The following is a 2,936-nucleotide window of genomic DNA, read 5'->3' as shown; positions in this document are numbered from 1 at the left end:
ATGAGCCAAAGGTCAAAGTTCAACAAGATCCATCAGACCACCCCCGCCGAGGAGCACGCGGGCTAGCCGCGCAGCGGCGCACGCCCGCAAAACTGGTTGAATAATGTGACGGCAGGGAGGGTCTCCGGGGCTGAGGGCAGGGGTTAAGTTTGTCGCGAGTTCCGCACGCAAAGGAAAGCACTTAATGTGCTTTCCGTCTTGCGCAGGACTGTAGAGCAGCAAACTTAACCCCCGCCCTCAGCCCCGGAGACCCTCCCGGAGGGACCGAAAAATTTTTTCAAAAAAGTTGTTGCGTGCCGGACAGACTTCTGTGTATACTAATCCCCGCAGCGCACGCGAGCGGAAACAAACGCGAACGCCTGCCTGGGGAGTTAGCTCAGTTTGGTTAGAGCGCCGGCCTGTCACGTCGGAGGTCGCGGGTTCGAGCCCCGTACTTCCCGCCAACGCAATTAAAGCCACGTCTTCGGACGTGGCTTTTTGCGTTTGATGCACTTTGTTTCGATAGAACGATCGCCCTGGCGCATCTTCGCCCAGAATCCCCGTACCTTCGGGAACGCAAGTAAAATCCAATAAGTATATCTGTCTAAACAGCAGCTTTGTTGCGCAACACCTGTTCAACGAGACAGGGGGTTAGGTTATACTAAATTGCACTGTAGGCCGCATCTGATGCATTTCGCTCCAAGCGCGGCACTCAGTGGATATCCTATTTATCATTTGGATGTCCTAGCGGTCATTTAGCGTCTCGACACAAGCTCGGCCCCGGAGCTCGTTCGAGCTGTTCGTATTCCTTGAAAGGGGAAAAATGGACATATCGAGGAAGACTGATTACGCCCTTCGTATGCTGGCGATGCTTACCGAGGATCCGGAGCGTTTGCTTTCTGTTCGCACCGCTGCCGAAGAGGTCAATGTCCCGTATTCGTTTGCCCGTTCGATCCAACACGGTTTGGTCCAGGCCGGTATTGTGGAGAGCCTGCGTGGCGTCCACGGTGGAATGCGTCTCAAGGTCAGTCCGGACGATGTCACCATCCGCCAGGTCGTCGAGGCTGTTCAGGGCCCTATGGTTATGAACGATTGCACCGCGCCCGATGGTGACTGTGCGCGCATGGGCACGTGCTGCTATCATCCCCTGTGGGCCGGAGCCCAGGCGTTGATGCGCGACTACCTCGATTCCGTTTCGCTCGGCGACATCGTCGCCCATCGCCAGTTCCCGGCTGTCGATCCCAAGTTCGCCGATCGCGATGCGTTTCCCGAGTACGCCACCTGTGCGTGCGCCTGCCGGGAGGAATAGCGCCGCATAAGGAGCATTGCCATGATTCAGGACCCCTTTCGTTCGATGATTCGTTCGGAAGGGGTTCTGCGTTATCGCGACCTTCCGTGGCGCCGCACGCGCGACCCATATATCATCTGGCTCTCCGAGGTCATGCTGCAGCAGACACAGGTTCCGCGCGTGGAGACGCGCATGCCGGCGTGGCTCGATCGCTTTCCGACCGTCCGGGCGCTCGCTCAGGCCGCGCCTTCCGATGTTTTAGACGCTTGGCAGGGCATGGGCTACAATCGACGCGCTCTGGCGCTCCACAAGGCCGCTCAGCGCGTTGCAGAGGACTGGGATGGGGAGTTTCCGCGTGAGACGCGCGACTTGGTCGCTCTGCCTGGTATTGGCCCGGCAACGGCGCAGGGTATCCGGTCGTTTGCGTTTGATCTTCCGGGTGTGTATCTGGAGACCAACGTGCGCACGGTCTTTCTGCATCATTTCTTTCCCGATGTGCCCGCCGTTCCCGATCGCGAACTGGTGCCGCTGATTCAGGCGGCCTGTCCGGCGGCCCCCGGTGCGGCGCTCGACAAGATCGCTCCCTTTGCCGTGCCGCTCGATGATGCCGATACGCCGCGCGCGTGGTATTACGCGTTGCTAGATTACGGCGCATATCTAAAAAAGACGTTGCCCAATCCGTCCAGGCGCTCGGCGGGCTATAGCCGTCAATCAAAGTTTGAGGGCTCGCGTCGCCAAAAGCGCGCGCATATCGTGCGCATGTTGCTGGCAGCGCGCGATGACCAGCCGGCGGGGATTACGCTCGATGAGGCCGTCGCAGGCGTTGACGAGATGGAGGCGGCGGCCGGTCGAGCGCCGGTCGAGTGTGAGCTGGTCGCGAGTATTCTGGCCGATCTGGAGCGCGAGGGCTTTTGCCGCTCCGAGGACGATCGTTGGCTGAGTGTGTAGCCCGCTCGAATTTTAAGGTTTAGATTTTCGGCAGGGGGTACCATAAAATAAGGCCGCTCAAAGCCTATGGGCGGCATGTATTGAAGGGAAGTACACCTATGGATTTTGAGAGCTCTCAAACCAAGAAGAACCTCGAGACCGCTTTTGCCGGTGAGTCTCAGGCGCACACCAAGTATCGCTACTATGCATCCAAGGCAAAAAAGGACGGCTACGTTCAGATCTCGAATATCTTTGCCGAGACGGCGGGCAACGAGTCCGAGCACGCCAAGCTGTGGTTTAAGTATCTGCACGATGGCGCCGTTCCCAGCACTCTGGATAACCTGCGCGATGCCGCCGCGGGAGAGAACTACGAGTGGACCGAGATGTACGACGAGTTTGCCAAGACCGCCGAGGAGGAGGGCTTTGCCGAGATCGCCGCGAAGTTCCGCGGCGTCGCTGCTGTCGAGAAGGCTCACGAGGAGCGCTACAACAAGCTCGTCGAGCGCATTGAGTCGGGCGAGGTGTTTGAGCGCGAGGGTGTAAAGGTGTGGAAGTGCCTGAACTGCGGACACCTGCATGTTGGTGCCGAGGCGCCCGAGGTGTGCCCGGTGTGCAACCACCCGAAGGCGTACTTTGAGGAGCAGGTGGTGAACTACTAGCGCGTGGCGCTGGCTGCTGCGGGGCGCGGGGCGGGGAGATACCTTTCCCTCTCGCTCACGGCTTCGCAGAGTCGCGCGAGGGA

Annotated in this window: 3 protein-coding genes and 1 tRNA gene; all 4 read left to right on the top strand. The window is 59.3% G+C overall.

All coding sequences use genetic code 11. From position 1 onward, the window contains the following. Positions 1 to 365: 365 nt before the first annotated feature. The 4 genes from DW870_RS08985 (at position 366) to rbr (ending at position 2,853) form a co-directional block, all read left to right on the top strand. Positions 366 to 443, top strand: a tRNA-Asp gene (locus DW870_RS08985). 359 nt (positions 444 to 802) lie between these two features. After that, on the top strand, positions 803 to 1,288 hold the full coding sequence (locus tag DW870_RS08980) for an Rrf2 family transcriptional regulator (protein ID WP_117743111.1): 486 nt from the start codon (positions 803 to 805) through the stop codon (positions 1,286 to 1,288). A 21-nt stretch (positions 1,289 to 1,309) separates the two neighbouring features. Continuing rightward, complete coding sequence (locus DW870_RS08975) at positions 1,310 to 2,215, top strand: adenine glycosylase (protein ID WP_117763534.1); 906 nt, start codon at positions 1,310 to 1,312, stop codon at positions 2,213 to 2,215. A gap of 98 nt (positions 2,216 to 2,313) precedes the next feature. After that, complete coding sequence (gene rbr / locus DW870_RS08970; protein ID WP_117735427.1) at positions 2,314 to 2,853, top strand: rubrerythrin; 540 nt, start codon at positions 2,314 to 2,316, stop codon at positions 2,851 to 2,853. The last annotated feature ends 83 nt before the right edge of the window (positions 2,854 to 2,936 follow it).

The sequence above is a fragment of the Collinsella sp. AM38-1BH genome (assembly GCF_003467545.1).
Taxonomy (GTDB): Bacteria; Actinomycetota; Coriobacteriia; order Coriobacteriales; family Coriobacteriaceae; genus Collinsella.
Note: the sequence above shows the minus strand (reverse complement) of the source record. Positions and strands in the feature narration are given on the sequence as shown.

Coding starts and splice junctions, on each gene's coding strand:
- DW870_RS08980 (WP_117743111.1), top strand. CDS start 803: ATGGACATATCGAGGAAGACTGATTACGCCCTTCGTATGCTGGCGATG.
- DW870_RS08975 (WP_117763534.1), top strand. CDS start 1,310: ATGATTCAGGACCCCTTTCGTTCGATGATTCGTTCGGAAGGGGTTCTG.
- rbr (WP_117735427.1), top strand. CDS start 2,314: ATGGATTTTGAGAGCTCTCAAACCAAGAAGAACCTCGAGACCGCTTTT.